This window comes from Terriglobia bacterium, assembly GCA_020073085.1.
Classification (GTDB): Bacteria; Acidobacteriota; Terriglobia; order JAIQFV01; family JAIQFV01; genus JAIQFV01.
The window spans coordinates 1-14888 of the sequence record JAIQFV010000036.1; the positions used below are offsets into that span (position 1 = coordinate 1).

At 56.0% G+C, this 14888-nt stretch carries 13 protein-coding genes; 3 read left to right on the forward strand and 10 right to left on the reverse strand.

Translation table 11 applies throughout. The annotated features are described in order from the left end of the window. Positions 1-287: 287 nt before the first annotated feature. From LAO21_21090 to LAO21_21100, 3 genes are all read right to left on the reverse strand, one after another. The gene (locus tag LAO21_21090) at positions 288-1028 is read right to left on the reverse strand and encodes a sulfite exporter TauE/SafE family protein (protein ID MBZ5555215.1); all 741 of its coding nucleotides are present in this window, start codon (positions 1026-1028) and stop codon (positions 288-290) included. A gap of 715 nt (positions 1029-1743) precedes the next feature. Next, positions 1744-2202 carry a hypothetical protein gene (locus LAO21_21095; GenBank protein MBZ5555216.1) on the reverse strand — a complete coding sequence of 153 codons (459 nt, stop codon included), beginning with the start codon at positions 2200-2202 and terminating at the stop codon, positions 1744-1746. Between the two features lie 255 nt (positions 2203-2457). After that, on the reverse strand, positions 2458-2664 hold the full coding sequence (locus tag LAO21_21100) for a Lar family restriction alleviation protein (GenBank protein ID MBZ5555217.1): 207 nt from the start codon (positions 2662-2664) through the stop codon (positions 2458-2460). Positions 2665-3126: 462 nt separating this feature from the next. Here LAO21_21100 and LAO21_21105 point away from each other — a divergent pair, with 462 nt between their 5' ends. After that, a complete protein-coding gene (locus LAO21_21105) occupies positions 3127-4122 on the forward strand; it encodes a hypothetical protein (protein MBZ5555218.1) in 996 nt (331 codons plus the stop codon). 396 nt (positions 4123-4518) lie between these two features. Then, entirely contained in the window at positions 4519-5028 is a 510-nt protein-coding gene (locus tag LAO21_21110) for a hypothetical protein (protein MBZ5555219.1), read from the forward strand. A 690-nt stretch (positions 5029-5718) separates the two neighbouring features. Here the strand turns inward: LAO21_21110 and LAO21_21115 are convergent. From LAO21_21115 to LAO21_21125, 3 genes are all read right to left on the reverse strand, one after another. Further along, the gene (locus tag LAO21_21115) at positions 5719-8934 is read right to left on the reverse strand and encodes a glycosyl hydrolase (protein ID MBZ5555220.1); all 3216 of its coding nucleotides are present in this window, start codon (positions 8932-8934) and stop codon (positions 5719-5721) included. 1095 nt (positions 8935-10029) lie between these two features. After that, positions 10030-10581 (reverse strand): ORF6N domain-containing protein, encoded by a 552-nt coding sequence (locus tag LAO21_21120; protein ID MBZ5555221.1) that lies wholly within the window; start codon positions 10579-10581, stop codon positions 10030-10032. After that, positions 10578-10757: a hypothetical protein gene (locus LAO21_21125; protein ID MBZ5555222.1), complete on the reverse strand. Its 180-nt coding sequence runs from the start codon at positions 10755-10757 to the stop codon at positions 10578-10580. The genes LAO21_21120 and LAO21_21125 overlap by 4 nt, the downstream gene beginning before the upstream one ends. 31 nt (positions 10758-10788) lie before the next feature. Between LAO21_21125 and LAO21_21130 the strand changes: the two genes are divergently transcribed. After that, positions 10789-11379: a DUF1488 family protein gene (locus tag LAO21_21130; protein ID MBZ5555223.1), complete on the forward strand. Its 591-nt coding sequence runs from the start codon at positions 10789-10791 to the stop codon at positions 11377-11379. 425 nt (positions 11380-11804) lie between these two features. Here the strand turns inward: LAO21_21130 and LAO21_21135 are convergent, their stop codons facing one another. The 4 genes from LAO21_21135 to LAO21_21150 form a co-directional block, all read right to left on the reverse strand. Beyond that, on the reverse strand, positions 11805-12245 hold the full coding sequence (locus LAO21_21135) for a hypothetical protein (protein MBZ5555224.1): 441 nt from the start codon (positions 12243-12245) through the stop codon (positions 11805-11807). Between the two features lies 1 nt (position 12246). After that, positions 12247-12954, reverse strand: coding sequence for a DUF3800 domain-containing protein (locus tag LAO21_21140; GenBank protein ID MBZ5555225.1), 708 nt, complete (start codon positions 12952-12954; stop codon positions 12247-12249). 297 nt (positions 12955-13251) lie between these two features. Further along, positions 13252-14535 carry a type II toxin-antitoxin system HipA family toxin gene (locus tag LAO21_21145; protein ID MBZ5555226.1) on the reverse strand — a complete coding sequence of 428 codons (1284 nt, stop codon included), beginning with the start codon at positions 14533-14535 and terminating at the stop codon, positions 13252-13254. Next, entirely contained in the window at positions 14532-14819 is a 288-nt protein-coding gene (locus LAO21_21150; GenBank protein MBZ5555227.1) for a helix-turn-helix domain-containing protein, read from the reverse strand. The genes LAO21_21145 and LAO21_21150 overlap by 4 nt, the downstream gene beginning before the upstream one ends. Positions 14820-14888: the final 69 nt, after the last annotated feature.

Below are 14888 nucleotides of genomic sequence, written 5' to 3' on the forward strand. Positions count from 1 at the left end.
TCACCCGTCCCGCTTTGTTATAATCCGTCATGGCCAATCTCCTCTCTCTGGGCTTTTAAGCCCGGGTTGATTTTTTTCCTTGGAGACCATTGTACCGGTACTCCGCGGAGATTGGCCTTCTCATCCTATCTACACTCTGTCGGTCCTCCGGACCTGACTTGAGTTTTCTTTCTCTCCTGACCCCGCCCTCGCCCCGCAAAAAGAAAAAGCGCGGGGCTCCCGCCACGGCGGATCTTCGACTGACGGGGCTACACTCTTTCGGTCCTCCGGACCTGAATTGACCCTGCTTATCTCCCTGCCCCCATCCTCACCAAAGTCTCCACAATCACGGTCGAGGCAACGACAATCATAAAAAGTAGAGCAAATTGCCTCAGCCTCTCCTTCGGCGTCACCTTCATGAGCTTTCCCAAAATCACATACATCACGAGCATGGCAAAAAATCCCACGGCAATGGCATCAAAATATTTGAACCCCTTGTACTCGCCCGAAAAGACGAACATGCCGAGCGTCACCAGGTAAAGGACTAGAAAATATCCCGTGAGCGCGGCTTTGATCTCCCCTCCCGATTTCGCGGAGGAATAGTAGTAGATGACCACGGGAGGTCCGCTCATGCTTGACCAGCTGTTTAACAGCCCGCTCAGGACGCCGGTGATTCCCAGATTGATTCTGGTGTGACGAATTTCCTTACCCTGCCCAAGGAACATCAGGGTCGCGGCGATCACACACACCATCGATGTCAGTATGATGACCGGTGTTGGAACGTAATGCATAATCACGAGCCCGCAATAGGCCCCAAAGATGGCATAAGCCTTTAACAGCATGGAGTCCAGAATTCTCAGTTCCTTTCGGTACTGGAAGGTCATCAGGACCCCGGTACCGACTTCAAGGATGACCGCGAGGTTGACGACGGTTCGAAAGTCAAGAATCATGGAGCCCAGGGGTACAAATAGCATGGAGAACCCGAACCCCAGCAGATACCTGAAGTAAAAAGCAACCACGATAATGAGGACAATGAGGACTGTCTGCATTTCATGAAATCCTGGGGCCACACCGCGCGAGGTTCGATCCGTGCCGCAGGCATGCGCTATGTGACTGGTTGCGTCCTGAAATCAAGATCAGGAATGCTCAGTGATTCGATAAGAAGTTTGGGCTTGGTGCGTGTTCACGTGCGTCTGTCAGCGCCGTTAGGGCTGGCGTTTTCGATCTTAGGCCCGGAGACTGAAAGAGTGTAATCAAATTAGGCCCGGAGGGCCGCTGCGCCGTGGCGCATAGCCCCGTCAGTCGAAGATCCGCCTCGGGGTTGGCCTCTCATGCCCGGAGACTGAAAGAGTGTAATCAAATTAGGCCCGGAGGGCCGCCAGGCCGTGGCGCATAGCCCCGTCAGTCGAAGATCCGCCTCGGGGTTGGCCTCTCATGCCCGGAGACCGAAAGAGTGTAATCAAATTAGGCCCGGAGGGCCGCCAGGCCGTGGCGCATAGCCCCGTCAGTCGAAGATCCGCCTCGGGGGTAGCCTCTCATGCCCGGAGATCGAAAGTTTGTCATCAAATTAGGCCCGGAGGGCCGTCAGAGTGTAGCCCCGTCTGAGCCCCGCGCTTTTTCTTTTTGCGGGGCGAGGGCGGGGTAAGGATCCGAAAATGAGTGGAGCCCCGGAGGGGCGAAAGAATCTCTCCCTGAACTCAAAAATCAGCGACCGGCCCGAACTTCTCGGGCGCACGCGATCCGCCCCCTACGCCCATCCGTCGCTCATTGCTTCTCAAACACGGCCACCGCCCAGACCTGTCTGCCGGTGGCGTCGGTCCCGTGATAGGTCCCGGTCAGGGTCTTTCCGTCCGGTGATACCACCACGGTCTCGTTCAAAACCACTTTGCCGTCTTTGCGGGCGACGCCCTTCAAGGTGCGGCTGTTGACGCGCTGGTAGACCACCGTGTCGGCCGCGGGCGTTCCAACGATGGGATATTCCTTGCCGTCAAACCGGGCATCCACGGTGATGGTCATGTGCTCACCCTTGTCATTGATGATTTCTTCGCGAACCCGGATGTGCGTGGCATCCGCTTCAATAAAAGAGACCTGGCTTTGAGGCAGGGGCGGCGGAAGCTTGGATTTCGACGGATTCAGTTTCCACTGGCCCGAGAAGGGATCTGCGGCGGCAAACAAACAGAACGAGACACAACAAAGCACAACGGCCAGTTTCCATCGGGACACTCGAAAGCCTCCTTTGTCAATTATAGGATCGCCGTTGGCGCTGGCGTTACCGATCAGAGGCGCGGAGCGCCGACAGATTGTAGCCCCGTCTGAGCCCCGCGTTTCTTCTTTTTGCGGGGCGAGGGCGGGGGAACGGTCCGAAAATGAGTGGAGCCCCGGAGGGGCGAAAGAATCTTTTCATTTTCCAATTTTGACCAAACGCACGATATGCTTTGCCCTACATTCTCGAACGACATAATCCCACGCCCGCCCATCCTATCGCTTTCTCTTGTTCCACGCCTTCACCGCCTCTTCTTCGTTGATCCGCTCCGGTCCGGCCGCCTGACAGGTGAGGCAATACACGGTATACATTCCGGCGTCATCCTGAGAAATTAATATCTCTTCGTCCTCTTGTTTCGCGCCGCAAAAGGGGCAGTTCCGGAGAACCCATTTCTTTCCGGAATTTGCCTCGCTGAATATCATGGGGCCACTTCCTTTCGTCAAATCCGCACAGCAAATCCTGGGATCCCGAAACCACCTTTCTCAACTCCCTGGCTGACTGTCGCTGAATCAGACTTAAGTATATACAAAGCACTCCACAACTGAACAGACAAACGTCTTTTGGAGTGCGGTCCGCAGCAGCGGGCCGCTTTATTTCGGCACAGCTTGCTGTGCTTTTGGGTTCACCGGAGAAATAGGCCTCCCGCTCTGAAAGCGGTCCGTCACGACGGACCGCACTCCAAAGAATCTTATGTGAGAGACTTCACTCACGGTTCTCGCCACCGGCGGAGACAAACATTTACTTGACCCTGGAACCGGTTCCAACCCGTAGACTCAGCCGCGAAGTGAACGACGATGAACACCAGGGCAAAGGCTTCCCGCCACTCGCTCACTTCTCCTTCCCGGCCACGAGGAAGGAAAAATTCAAAAACGAGGAGGATTGTCATGAAGTATATCGTAGCTGTCGCAGTTTTTCTGATGGTGAGCTTTCTTTCGGCGCAGAGGCCCGAAGACTGCCCCCTGCATGCTCAACACATGCAGCAAATGCAACCCGATAAACAGGCCCAGGACGAAAACCCTTCTGCCGGGATCATGCAGCGCGGCGAAAAGGGGATGGGCTTCAGCCAGACCGCGACCAATCACCATTTTCTGATCACCGACGACGGTGGAATAATCCAGGTCGAGGTGAATGACCCCCAGGATATGAAGGGTCGTGATCAGATACGCACACATCTGCAAGGAATCGCGAAGGCCTTCGCCGCCGGAGATTTCAGCATCCCCGCCTTCGTCCATGATCGGACGGTCCCGGGCGTGCCCGCCCTCGAGCTGCTCCGCTCGGAGATCAAGTATGAGTATGCTCAATCCGCAGCAGGGGGCAGGGTGCAAATCAGCAGCCGCAATCCGGAGGCCGTTGCCGCCATCCATGACTTCATGACTTTCCAGATCCAGGAACACCACACGCGGGATCCCATCACCAAGCCCGCTGCGACGGCTCAAGTCAAGACTCTCGCCCCGGAACAGGTGCAAAGCCTGCTCGGAGGGGAAGGCATGGGGATGGCCAAGGCGGCCGAACTCAACCATTATCCCGGTCCCAGGCATGTGCTTGATCTGGCTTCAACCTTGCAACTTTCCAACGATCAAATCGCGCAAAGCCAGGCCATTTATGACGAAATGCACCAGAAGGCGGTCACACTGGGAGAGCAGATCCTCAGACAGGAAGTCGCCCTGGACCATCTCTTCGAAGCGCAGGAGGTTTCATCGGACCGTGTTCGAACCCTGGTGGCTGAGATTGCAGTCTTGCAGGGACAGTTGAGGGGTGTGCACCTTCTGGCCCATGTGGCGGAGAAGCAAGTCCTCAGCCCTGAACAGGTGGAGCGCTACGTGGAATTGCGCACAAACTCGGGGCCAACGGACCACCCGCATGCACACACCGGCCAATAAAGGTGTATGGGACGGAATGAGCACCTCGAGCAACAGGCGCTACGTGCTCATTCCTCCGATCATCAATACCGAGGTCAGGCCGGATAAACCGTTCTCAGCAGCAGTCCCAGACAGGCAAGTGTCCGTGGGATAGGTCAGACACGGACAATGGATGGTCTTCGCCCAAACGAGTTCAGAATTGTCTCATGTCGCAGCCTGATCTCCTCTGCGTTATAGTGGCGATTCGTGTTTTCCTTCCCTTTGGTGAATGTCGCAGCCTGACCCCATTTGTGCCATACTAATATTTGGTACCCCTGCCGACCTGAAAAATGGATAATGGAGATGCGACCCTATCCTGCAAGCGTCTCTCATGCATGTTTTGTTTCGTTATCTGAAAGCCAGGAGTTGGAGGTGATTATGAACTCGTTCACAAATCCTCTGGTGATTGTCTGCGTCTTGTTTTTTGTCAGTCTTCTCGCCGCCTTTGTCCTGTTTTTCTTTCTCAAGTCGACTGCACTCGTGAAAACGAAACAGTACCAGGCGGGTGGCGCCCTGGCAGGCTTCCTGATTGTTTTCTTCGTGAGTAACAACTCATATACTAAGATTTCCAATTTCCAGGAAGAGATTAAGAAGCAGCAAAGCACGATTCAAGACCTGGGAGTCAAAATCGACGCTTGTAATCAGTTCACTTCGACTCGAGATATCTCCGGTACCGTGGATCCTTACTCAGAACAAACCAAGATCGTGCTCGGTATTGCGGAAGCTGACCTGCCGATCAACAAGAGGTTCAGAATCTCGTCTCCTTGCTTCGATCTAAAAAAGGGGAAATATGCTCTTTACGTCATAAGAGAGGGTCGGAACTATCCCTATGAGATTTTCCCCGACGAGAATATCTCCTCCCTGGATATTAAAGTGCCTTCAAAGTAAGGAGGAAACAATGGTCAAGAGACTCGGCTGGATCTTAATTCTGCTTTTGGCAATGACAACCCTAAGTGTCTATGCCCAGAGTTCTCAAGTAATAGGAGACGTCTATCGAAGGGATGGGAAACCAGCAATTAATTACACGGTCTCACTGGCTGGTAAGTATGCCTTCACAGATGTTAGAGGGAGATTCAGGATCCCCGACGTGCCCTTTGGTCAGTACAAAGTACAGGTCAGCAAAGACAAAAGGGTCCTTGTGTCAATGCCCATTACAGTAAACCAGGTCAATACAAGAGTCCCGAGGATTCGACTCCCGCGATAGTATTGCCGGGGTCAGGTCCGCCTTTATCCATATTAATCATAGGTGTCAGGAGGCAATCTTCAAAGGTCGATTTCCGCTTCCTCTGCGTCTCCTTTGGAGTGCGCAAGTTTGCTTGCGCTTTTGTTCGGCACAGCTTGCTGCATCGAGGGAATGCGCGCGAAGCGGGCTCCGCGCTAAGAAAGCGGGAGCAAGCTCCCGCACTCCAAAGGTTGCTTCCTGCGCCCTCGGCGTCTCCGCGGTGAATGTTTTTGACTTACGTCGCCGGTGGCAGATACAGCGCCTGGAGTTAGGGACAGACACCTTTTCTTAAGCAACTCCGCAGGAATGGCAGCAAAGCAGGTGTCTGTCCCTCTTTCTCTGCGGTGAATCTATGTTCAGGCCGGTGGCAGATACAATGCCGGAACATTCTTGCTCTTAATGCCCTCATTAAATGCGGGGACTTCCTTCGACAAAATCCGCTTCCACGCCTCCAACTGCTCGTCCAACTGTCCCCGCAGCATTTTAAACACCTCATACTGCTGCTTCGTCGGAACGCCATCGCCTGCCATGACGCTCGCGCTATAGCTGTCGAACTGCTCATTGAGCTTGTTGGGGAACGCGAGGTTTGCCTCGGACCCCTTCATGTTGACCTGGATCAGCTCCTCTTCCACCGGGGTCATCTTTTTGTCGAGCGCGCTGGCCTCCTCCAGCAGCGACTTCAAGCCCGCGTTGTCTGCAAAGCGCTGGTTTATTGTCTTCAGATCCGCCCGCAACGCTCGAATCTGGTTGACCGCACGATGCAGCTCCGTGTTCGCGTCCCGCACCTGCATGGCCAGCTCAAATTGCTTTTGAAGATCCTCGGCGCTCACCCCCTTGACGCGAGGGTCCATGACAATCTCAAGCGGCTGCGTCCGGCTCTGGCCTCCCACCGTCAGCTTGACCGTGTATTGGCCCGGTAAAACCAGCGGGCCTTGCGGACCCACACCGGAGTAAAACGCACCCGGAATTTTCACCGGCGGCTCCCATCGCAGATTCCAGGCGTAGCGGTTCATGCCCTCTGCGGCCGGAATCGTGGTGACTTCTCTCACCTGGTCGGGCCATTCCGGGGGCTGCTCGAATTCCTTCTTCTCCTTGCTCGAGAGGGTACGCACCAACTTGCCGGCGCTGTCAAAAATCTCCAGCTTCACCTCGTCCGTGGGCGCCGTCTTGAAGCAATAATCGATGATGACGCCGGGGGGAGGGTTTTCGCCCACCGGGCCGCGGCGGTCGACATTGTCCGGCAAATGCACGCGCACCGCCCTCTGCGGCTTGTACAGCATCATTTCCGGAGCAGAAGCGCCGGCGTCAATCTGCCGCAGCGGAGTGATGTCGTCCAGCACCCAGAAGGAGCGGCCGTGCGTGGCCGCGACCAGATCATCCTCATGGATATTCAGATCGTGGATGGGGACCACGGGCAGATTGAGCTGGAGCGGCTGCCAGTGCCCGCCGTCATCGAGCGAGAAGAAGACGCCCGTTTCCGTTCCGGCGAAGAGCAGCCCTTTGCGTTTGGGATCTTCACGCACCGTGCGGACATACGCGCCTTCCGGGATGCCGCCGGCCATCAAGGTCCAGTTCTTTCCGTAATCGGCCGTGCGATAAATGAACGGCCGGAAGTCATCCAGCTTATGCCGGTCGACGGCGATGTAAGCCGTGCCCGGATCATAGTGCGAGGCTTCAACGATGCTGATCATGCTCCATTCCGGCAACTCCCGCGGAGTGACGTTCGACCAATGCTCGCCGCCGTCGGTGGTGAGCTGGACCAGACCGTCGTCGGTCCCCGCCCAGATCGTGTCTTTCTTCAGCGGCGATTCGGCCACCGCAAAGATCGTGTCGTAATATTCAACGCTGGTGATGTCGAGGGTGATCGGGCCGCCCGAGGGCTTCTGCTTCGATTTATCGTTGCGCGTGAGATCGGGGCTGATGGCCGTCCAGCTTTGCCCGGCGTCGCGCGATCGGAACAGCCTCTCCGCGGCGGAGTAGAGCGTGTTGGGATCGTGGGGCGAGACCAGCAGCGGCGAGGTCCACTGAAAGCGGTGCAACAGTTTTTCCGCGCCATTGCCCGACACATCGAGCGGCCACACCGAGATATCCACCACCTGTTCGGTGCGCTTGTCAAACCGCGTGATCAGGCTTTCGGCCCCCGCAAAAACGATGTTGGGATCCGGCGGATAGGGAGCAATGTAACCCTGCTCGCCGCCTCCCACCGGATACCAGTCCTGGCGGCCAATCACGCCGTCGTCATCGTAGCTGCTGATGGCGATGGTCGAGTTGTCCTGTTGCGCCCCGTAGATGTAATACGGCCAGCGATTGTCGGTGATCACATGATAGAACTGGGCGGTGGGCTGGTTGTACTGCGTGGACCAGGTGGCGCCTCCGTCGGTGGAAACTGTGGCGCCGCCGTCATCGCCGTTGATCATGCGCTCGGGGTGGTCGGGATCGATCCACAGGCCGTGGTGGTCGCCATGCGGCGCGGGCAGCAGGTTAAAGGTCCGGCCGGCGTCGGTGGAGCGGAACATTCCCGTGTTGAGGACATAGACCGTGTCGGCCGACTTCGGGTCGGCATAGACGTGGCTGAAATACCAGGCGCGCTGGCGCAGGCGGCCGTCCTCGTTGATGCGGATCCAATTCTCGCCGCCATCGTCGGAGCGGTACAGCCCGCCCTCCTTCGACTCGATCATGGCGTAGACGCGGTTGGAATCGGCTCCGGAGACCGAAACGGCGATGCGGCCCATGATACCGGCAGGGAGGCCGTGCCCTTCCGCCCGCGTCCAGGTGCTGCCACCATCGGTCGACTTGTACAGGCCGCTGCCCGGACCGCCGCTGTTCAAGCTCCAGGGCGTCCGGTAAACCTCCCACAGCGCGGCGAACAGGGTATGGGAGTTGTGGGGGTCAAAAACAATGTCAATCGCCCCGGTTTTGGTGTCTTTATAGAGGACCTTCTGCCACGTGGCGCCGCCGTCGGTGGTGCGAAACACGCCGCGCTCTTCATTGGGTCCATAGGCATGGCCCAGGGCGGCCACAAAAACGATGTTGGGGTTGCGGGGATCGACGATCACGGCACCGATGTGCCGGCTGTCTTTGAGGCCGATGTTGCGCCACGTCTTTCCGGCATCCATCGACTTGTAGACGCCGTTGCCGTAAGAGATATTGCCGCGGATGCAGGCCTCTCCCGACCCGGCATAAATGATGTTGTGGTCCGACGCCGCAACGGCAATAGCCCCGATCGACGCCAATAAAAGTGGGGACTGTCCCGCTCCCCAGGGGCTGTCCCCACTTTTGTCTCCACGTTTCGTTCCAGTCGACTCGGCGCTTGGGGACTGTCCCGCTCCCCAGGGGCTGTCCCCATTTTTCTTGCCGGTAGACGCGGCAACTGCCCCGTTCGTGCCAACAGTCACAATCGGCTGCTTATCCGATATCGGCCGCCAATTCGCCCCCGCATCGGTCGACTTCCAGATCCCGCCCGAAGCCGCGCCGAAATAAAACACATTCGGTTCGCCCTCGACGCCGGTCACCGCCAGCACGCGGCCCCCGCGAAATGGCCCCACCTGTCGCCAGCGCATGGCCCCAAACATCTTTTCATCAACCTGGCCCGCTGAGTGGGGACTGTCCCGCTCCTCAGGGACTGTCCCCACTTTTCGAGCCTGGCCCATTGAAGGCGATTGTGTCGGTGCCGTGCGGCCCTTGGTCTGGGCAAACGAAATACAACTCAATCCGAACAACAAGATCACAACCCAACGGCTTCTCGAGATCATGTTAGATACGTCTCCTTTAGTGATTCACTTAGGATGAGAGGTAGTAGTGACTGATGACAGCATCTCACGAAGTGGTACGCTTTGGTAGCCGTGATCCGCTCGCTTTTCCGCGGATCACGGGCTTTTGCGACCGGCATGGAAAAACCCGCGATCCCCAAAAACGGGATCACGGCTACCAGAACTTCTTGTCTTGGTAGCCTCGCCGGCGCTCTTTGCCGGCGGGGGCTCTTCCGCGAATTCGTCCATCATCACGGAATCATTTCCAGTGCAATCAAAGTCCCCCGCGATCCCCAAAAACGGGATCACGGCTACCAGAACTTCTTGCCTTGGTAGCCTCGCTGGCGCTCTTTGCCGGCGGGGGCTCTTCCGCGAATTCGTTCATCATCCCGGAATCATTCCCAGTGCAATCAAATTTCCACTCGATCCTCCGCCGTGGCGGGATCACGGCCCGCCTCGGCAGGCTTGTGCAACTCAACATTCATAGGCCGAAGAGTGACGCTGTATTTGATCATCATCAAACGAGGAAGAGTCGCCATCTTGGGAAGATTTCCTGCCGTTCGAGGATTGACCAACGCCGCTCGTCGGATGCCTTCGTTGCGACCTCTGAGTGAAAAAGCGTTCCAGATTCTAATCGAATTCGCCTCGCTCGTCACGATAATCAATGACAGCGAATTGGGGTGAGATTGGGACTAGGACATGGCGGGGTGGCGCATACCCCGATCTATCGGGGTGTGAGGTGAAGAGGCGATTTGCTATCTAGCCTCAAGACGAGAGTTCTCTCACAGAGCGCCGCCCGCCGCGGCGGGCCAACAGCGCATGTGTGCCCCACCCGGCGATTTGATCTCAATCGTTCTTCGGAACCCGGATCAAAACTTCCCAATTCACTATTCGCAACTCAGAATGCCGCTTTTCACATCAGCGTTTGCCGGAGGTTCGGTAAACAGCTCTCCGTTCTTTTGCGCTGAATCCGATCCTCCGTCTTGTCCCCTCTGGCGGCTTCGTCAGTTTTCGGATCGCATCGAAGATAACGCTGATTTCTTCGTCGTGTTCTTCGATCCGTCTTTCAAGCTGTGCCAATTGAAGGGCCAGCTCTTTATGCCTCAAGAGAAGCTTTCGGAGTTTCACGAACACCCGCATGATTTGAATGTTGACAAGCACCGCCCTCTTGCCGCGCAGGACACTGGAGAGCATCGCGATGCCTTGTTCGGTGAAAACGTACGGAAGATACTTTGAATGCTCCCCCCTTTTTAGGGTGCCAAAATGGCGCCTTAAAGAATCGTTTTCCTCCACCGATAACTGAAACATGAAATCCCCTGGAAAACGTTCCATGTTTCTTCGGACCTGTCTCTTGAGCTGTCTGACTTCTGCGCCATAAAGTTCGGCCAAGTCACGGTCCAGCATGACCTTCTGCCCTCGAATGAGCAGAATCTTTTCTTCAATCACCTCCACGGCCACAAGTTCTTTCATTCAGTCCTCCCCTTCAGCTGGCCGCTGGGGCCGCTCCCCTTCAACCAGAGTTCGAAAAGCCATCCGATCCAGGCTTGGCGGTCGTGGATGAACTGGAGCAGAAGCCGGCGCTCATGACAGCGGTGGGTCAAATGCCAGATTTGTCCCGGCAGATAATGCCGATGTGCTCTCGCCATCGCAGGTTTTCTTGCTGATCCAGGTTGCCAAATGGGGGATTATTTCGGGGGCAAAAAAACAGGTCCTAAGACTCAAATACCACCCTCTTTTCGGATGATCGACAAGAATTTCAATGAGTTGACTTGGTCCGACCCCAAGCGAATTTTCGGCTATATCCATCCATATCCGGATGGCAACGGACGGATGGCCCGCTTCCTGATGAACGTGATGCTGGCTTCCGGCGGCTATCCCTGGACCGTCATCCGCGTCAGGGATCGCGACACTTATCTCAAGGGCCTGGATCGCGCCAGCATCGACATGGATATAAGACCGTTCTGCGCGTTCGTGGTGGAGCGCGTGCGCTGGTCCCTTGAGAGACACGATCTGAAATTTCCTGCGCCGAAAGAAAGGTATGTTGTTGGCCGGGATATTGTCCTTTTCTGGGGGCAGGACGAAGCAACGCGCGTGCAGTGCGCCATCAGCAGGGAAGCCTTGGACGATGACTTCGGGGGCGACGACAAGGACAAGCTGGAAGTATTCAGAACGAACCGTCAGGTCATCGAGCAGGATGCGCGGCGGAAATATCTCGCGGGCGACACGGAAGCGGACGGATCTGTTCTCATCCGCATCGGAGATCTCTAAGTGAGCAGGGGGGTATCCTTGTTGGTTCCTGCGGCTCGGCGTCTCCGCGGTGTAGCCCTAGGCTTTCCTGCGGATCCAAGTTGCCAAATGGGGGATTATTTTGGGGGCAAAAAACAGTTTCTAAGGCTTAAATACCACCCTCTTTTCCAATGATCGACAAGAATTTCAATGTGTTGACTTGGTCCGACCCCAAGCGCACTTGTTCCCTCATTTCCAAATCTAATTCGTGGAGATACGGCTGATTACCCCAGATCTATTGGCCCCCACCGCTTCAGCATTGCGAACTAGGATTGAATAAACCTACTCCTCTTTATTTCGTACTTGACATGTGGCTTATCAAGTCCAATAATAACTTTGTTCTTTGCCTATGGCAGGGGACCTACAGAGGTTTCGGCCGCTGAGCCAGCGTGGCAAATCAGCGGCCATTACTTTTTAGGGGTCCATTCCGGACCTTTTCTGATTTTGTCGATGCTATTATCCGCGACATACGCCGTTTTGAACTCTGCCCGTGAGATTCCATCCTTCTCTTTCCTGATTTGAAGGACGACCACATAGCTGTCGTACACGACACTCACCCTCCAAGTCGGATCATACCTGCTCTTGCCCTTGTCCCAACCCTGATAGAGCTCTGCCTTTGGATCCTGGAGAGTTGCTTTGATCCAATCGATCCTCTCCGCGCGCACCCGGGAGAAACGATCCTTGATGCTGTTCCTTTTTGAACTTTCGTAAAAACAGTGAACAAATCGCCCTTTGCTGAACCGGACGCTAATTCCGTCGAAAGTGACCACGGGCGCCGTGCAATAGAATCTCTCATAATGCCGCCGATAGTCCTCCTCAGTGGGATAGATCACGAGAGGAGGCTCCATCCTACCAGCCCCCTTCCAAGCGAATCACGAAGATATTGAACTTCTGTTCATTTTTTGTCGTCGGTTGGAGCCGTGGAAGGCTTAGACGCCCTTCCAAATGGCAGAGCACCTGATCCTTTGCTCCTCCGGGCCGTATGCTGTTGTTGAGTCGGGAAGCGGTTGCGCCCAACAAAACATCTACCAACTGAATCAAGACCAGCTCATTTGATGGAAGGGCTTGTACGCCTTGAATAGATGAAGAGAGATTGGCATTCTGCAGGCAATCTCGGAGGACTGCCAGCCGATCGCGTTGCCGGTTGCTCTTGAGATCACAAAAAATGGCATATTCATTGAAATCGTAAATCCAATGATGAATCAGTTGATAGTAAAACTTGTAAAACCCCAGCTCTTGATCATTTCCGTGGTAGCGAAGAAGATTGACTTTCTCAGCTTCCACGGCAATGCAGCGGAATCGGAGGTCGAGTCCAAAGCCGATGAATAAGTCGATAAGCTTTTTGTAGAAATCAACGCGAGAATTAGAGGTCTTCTGCCACTTAACCTCGCCACGAACATCGAACTCTTTCTTGAGCCGATTAATCCTTTCCTTGATTTCGGCGCGTTTCTCAGCCGGAAGCCATAAACCGCCAATCAATAGATTCTTATCTTTCTGCTCACTCTTGGTGGAGAGGAGGTCTTGCCGGCTTTCATCGCAATAGATTTCAAATTTCATGGTTGGGTACTCAATTGATTAGCGACCTTCTTCTCGTAATTCTAATCACTTCCCAATGAGAATCGAATGGGGCGTCCCCGGCGCTGATTGGATTTGCCAAAAGAGCTTGGTATGATTGATTAGGCATGGAATGGGGGGTGCGATCCACAATGTTTGTGACCCCTGCAATCCTAAGGCCTAAATTTCGCCCTTTTTTCCGATGATCGACAAGAATTTCAATGCGTTGACTTGGTCCGACCCCAAGCGAATTGGGGTTGTAACCACCGGCCTAGAATGGTGAAACGACTTGGTTTTCGGTTATGGACGCTGCAGGGCTTCCCGGCACCAGGCGGCGCGTGCCGCAAGTTCTTCTGCCAGCCGGGCGATGATCGGATGAGCGAGCCCTTCCTCAGTCATGCGGCGTCTGATATCGGACACATGGTCTGCGAGCTGCTTTGCGAAATCATCCACGCGCTGGATCATGGCATCGGGATCGAGGTGCAGCTCTTCGGCCAGCCTGCGCCAGTGATATAGCTGGATATTACGCAAGCGGTACTCGCCGCCGAGTTTCATGGAAAGCTTGACGCGCTCGATGTCGATGTTCGGATACGGGAGGACGCTCGCCACGTCATAGAGGGGCGCAAGACGTACCCGGGCTTGTCTGCCGATGAGCAGGGCGTAATTCTTGCCGTGAGCGTCCGTGCCCGCGATGAGCCAGTTGTAAGCGACGGCGTCGAGGAAGGTGCTCGTATCCTCTGGCGCGTTTGTCGAATAGGTTCTCAGCAATTCGACGATATCGCGGATTCCAGGCCCACCTTCGTTCTGACATTTGCGGGTAGGGGGAATGCCGAGCGCCTGGCATATGTCTTCTTGATGGACGCGCCGGATACAGGCGGGGGTGCGGGCGCGGTCGTAACGCTCCAGGACGATGGCGACCTCATCCTGAAAATGCATGATTCTGGAATCCGCGACGGGAAGGCCGAGGGCGCGTCCCAGCTCCAGACAGAAATGTTCGTTCTCGACATGGCCGTCGAAGTCCCCGGACGGGGGCTTGAGAATATGGGTGGTAGGCACGCGCCCCGAAGGGACGCCCCATCTGCCGTTTTCAAAGAGAAGCGCGGTTTTCGGTTGTGCGCCGGCAAGACTGAACTGGCCGGTATCGCGCGGAATGCGCCACGCGGAGTGGTCCTCGCGCAAGGTGTGCAGACGCTGCGCCATCGCGGCCTCATCGAGCCATTCGATCGGTGGCGGTGCCTCTCCGAGAATGGCTTCGAGCCTTTCGGGCCGTACGAACTGGACGGCTCCGGCGCAATCCTCGCCAACGCAAGCAATCAACGCGAAGACGTTTCTTGCCGAGACGTGGAACTTGCGCGCCCAGTGGTCGAGCACCATTTCGTTGTCGGGAAGGAGTCCCCACAGGTAGGGATCGATCCTGGCGTTTCCGTGCTCGGCGAGGGCGAGAGGCATCGAGATCGACAGCGGGTAGGCGTCGGCGGCAGTCCGCCACGCCTCGCTGTATCTGAAAGACAGTTTTCCCCTGCCGTCGCGCGCGACCCGGCCTGTTTCGCGGCCGTCAAGAATGGCGATGAGCTCCGCGTTCATTTTCTTTTCCTGCGCGCAGTGGCGACAATAGTATCAATATCCACGTACGTATCCATGTCCTTCGGTCTTCCCGGATCGGGTTTATCGGCATCCAGTTGGATTCCGATGGCGTCTACGGTGCGCAGCAGCAGACCGATGGCAGCGCGCGGCTTGCCCTTCTCCACTTCCACGATCCACTGCCGGCTGACGCCGACCTTCTGCGCCAGGGACCTCTGGTCGAGGCCAAGGCTGGTGCGGTGGCTGCGGATAAGGGCCCCGAGATCGGCTGGCGTTCGAATGCGCATAGCTTCTCCTCATGTCAGATGTCGGCGTTCGACGACATTGTATCAAAGTCATCGATCGGAGACAATTTT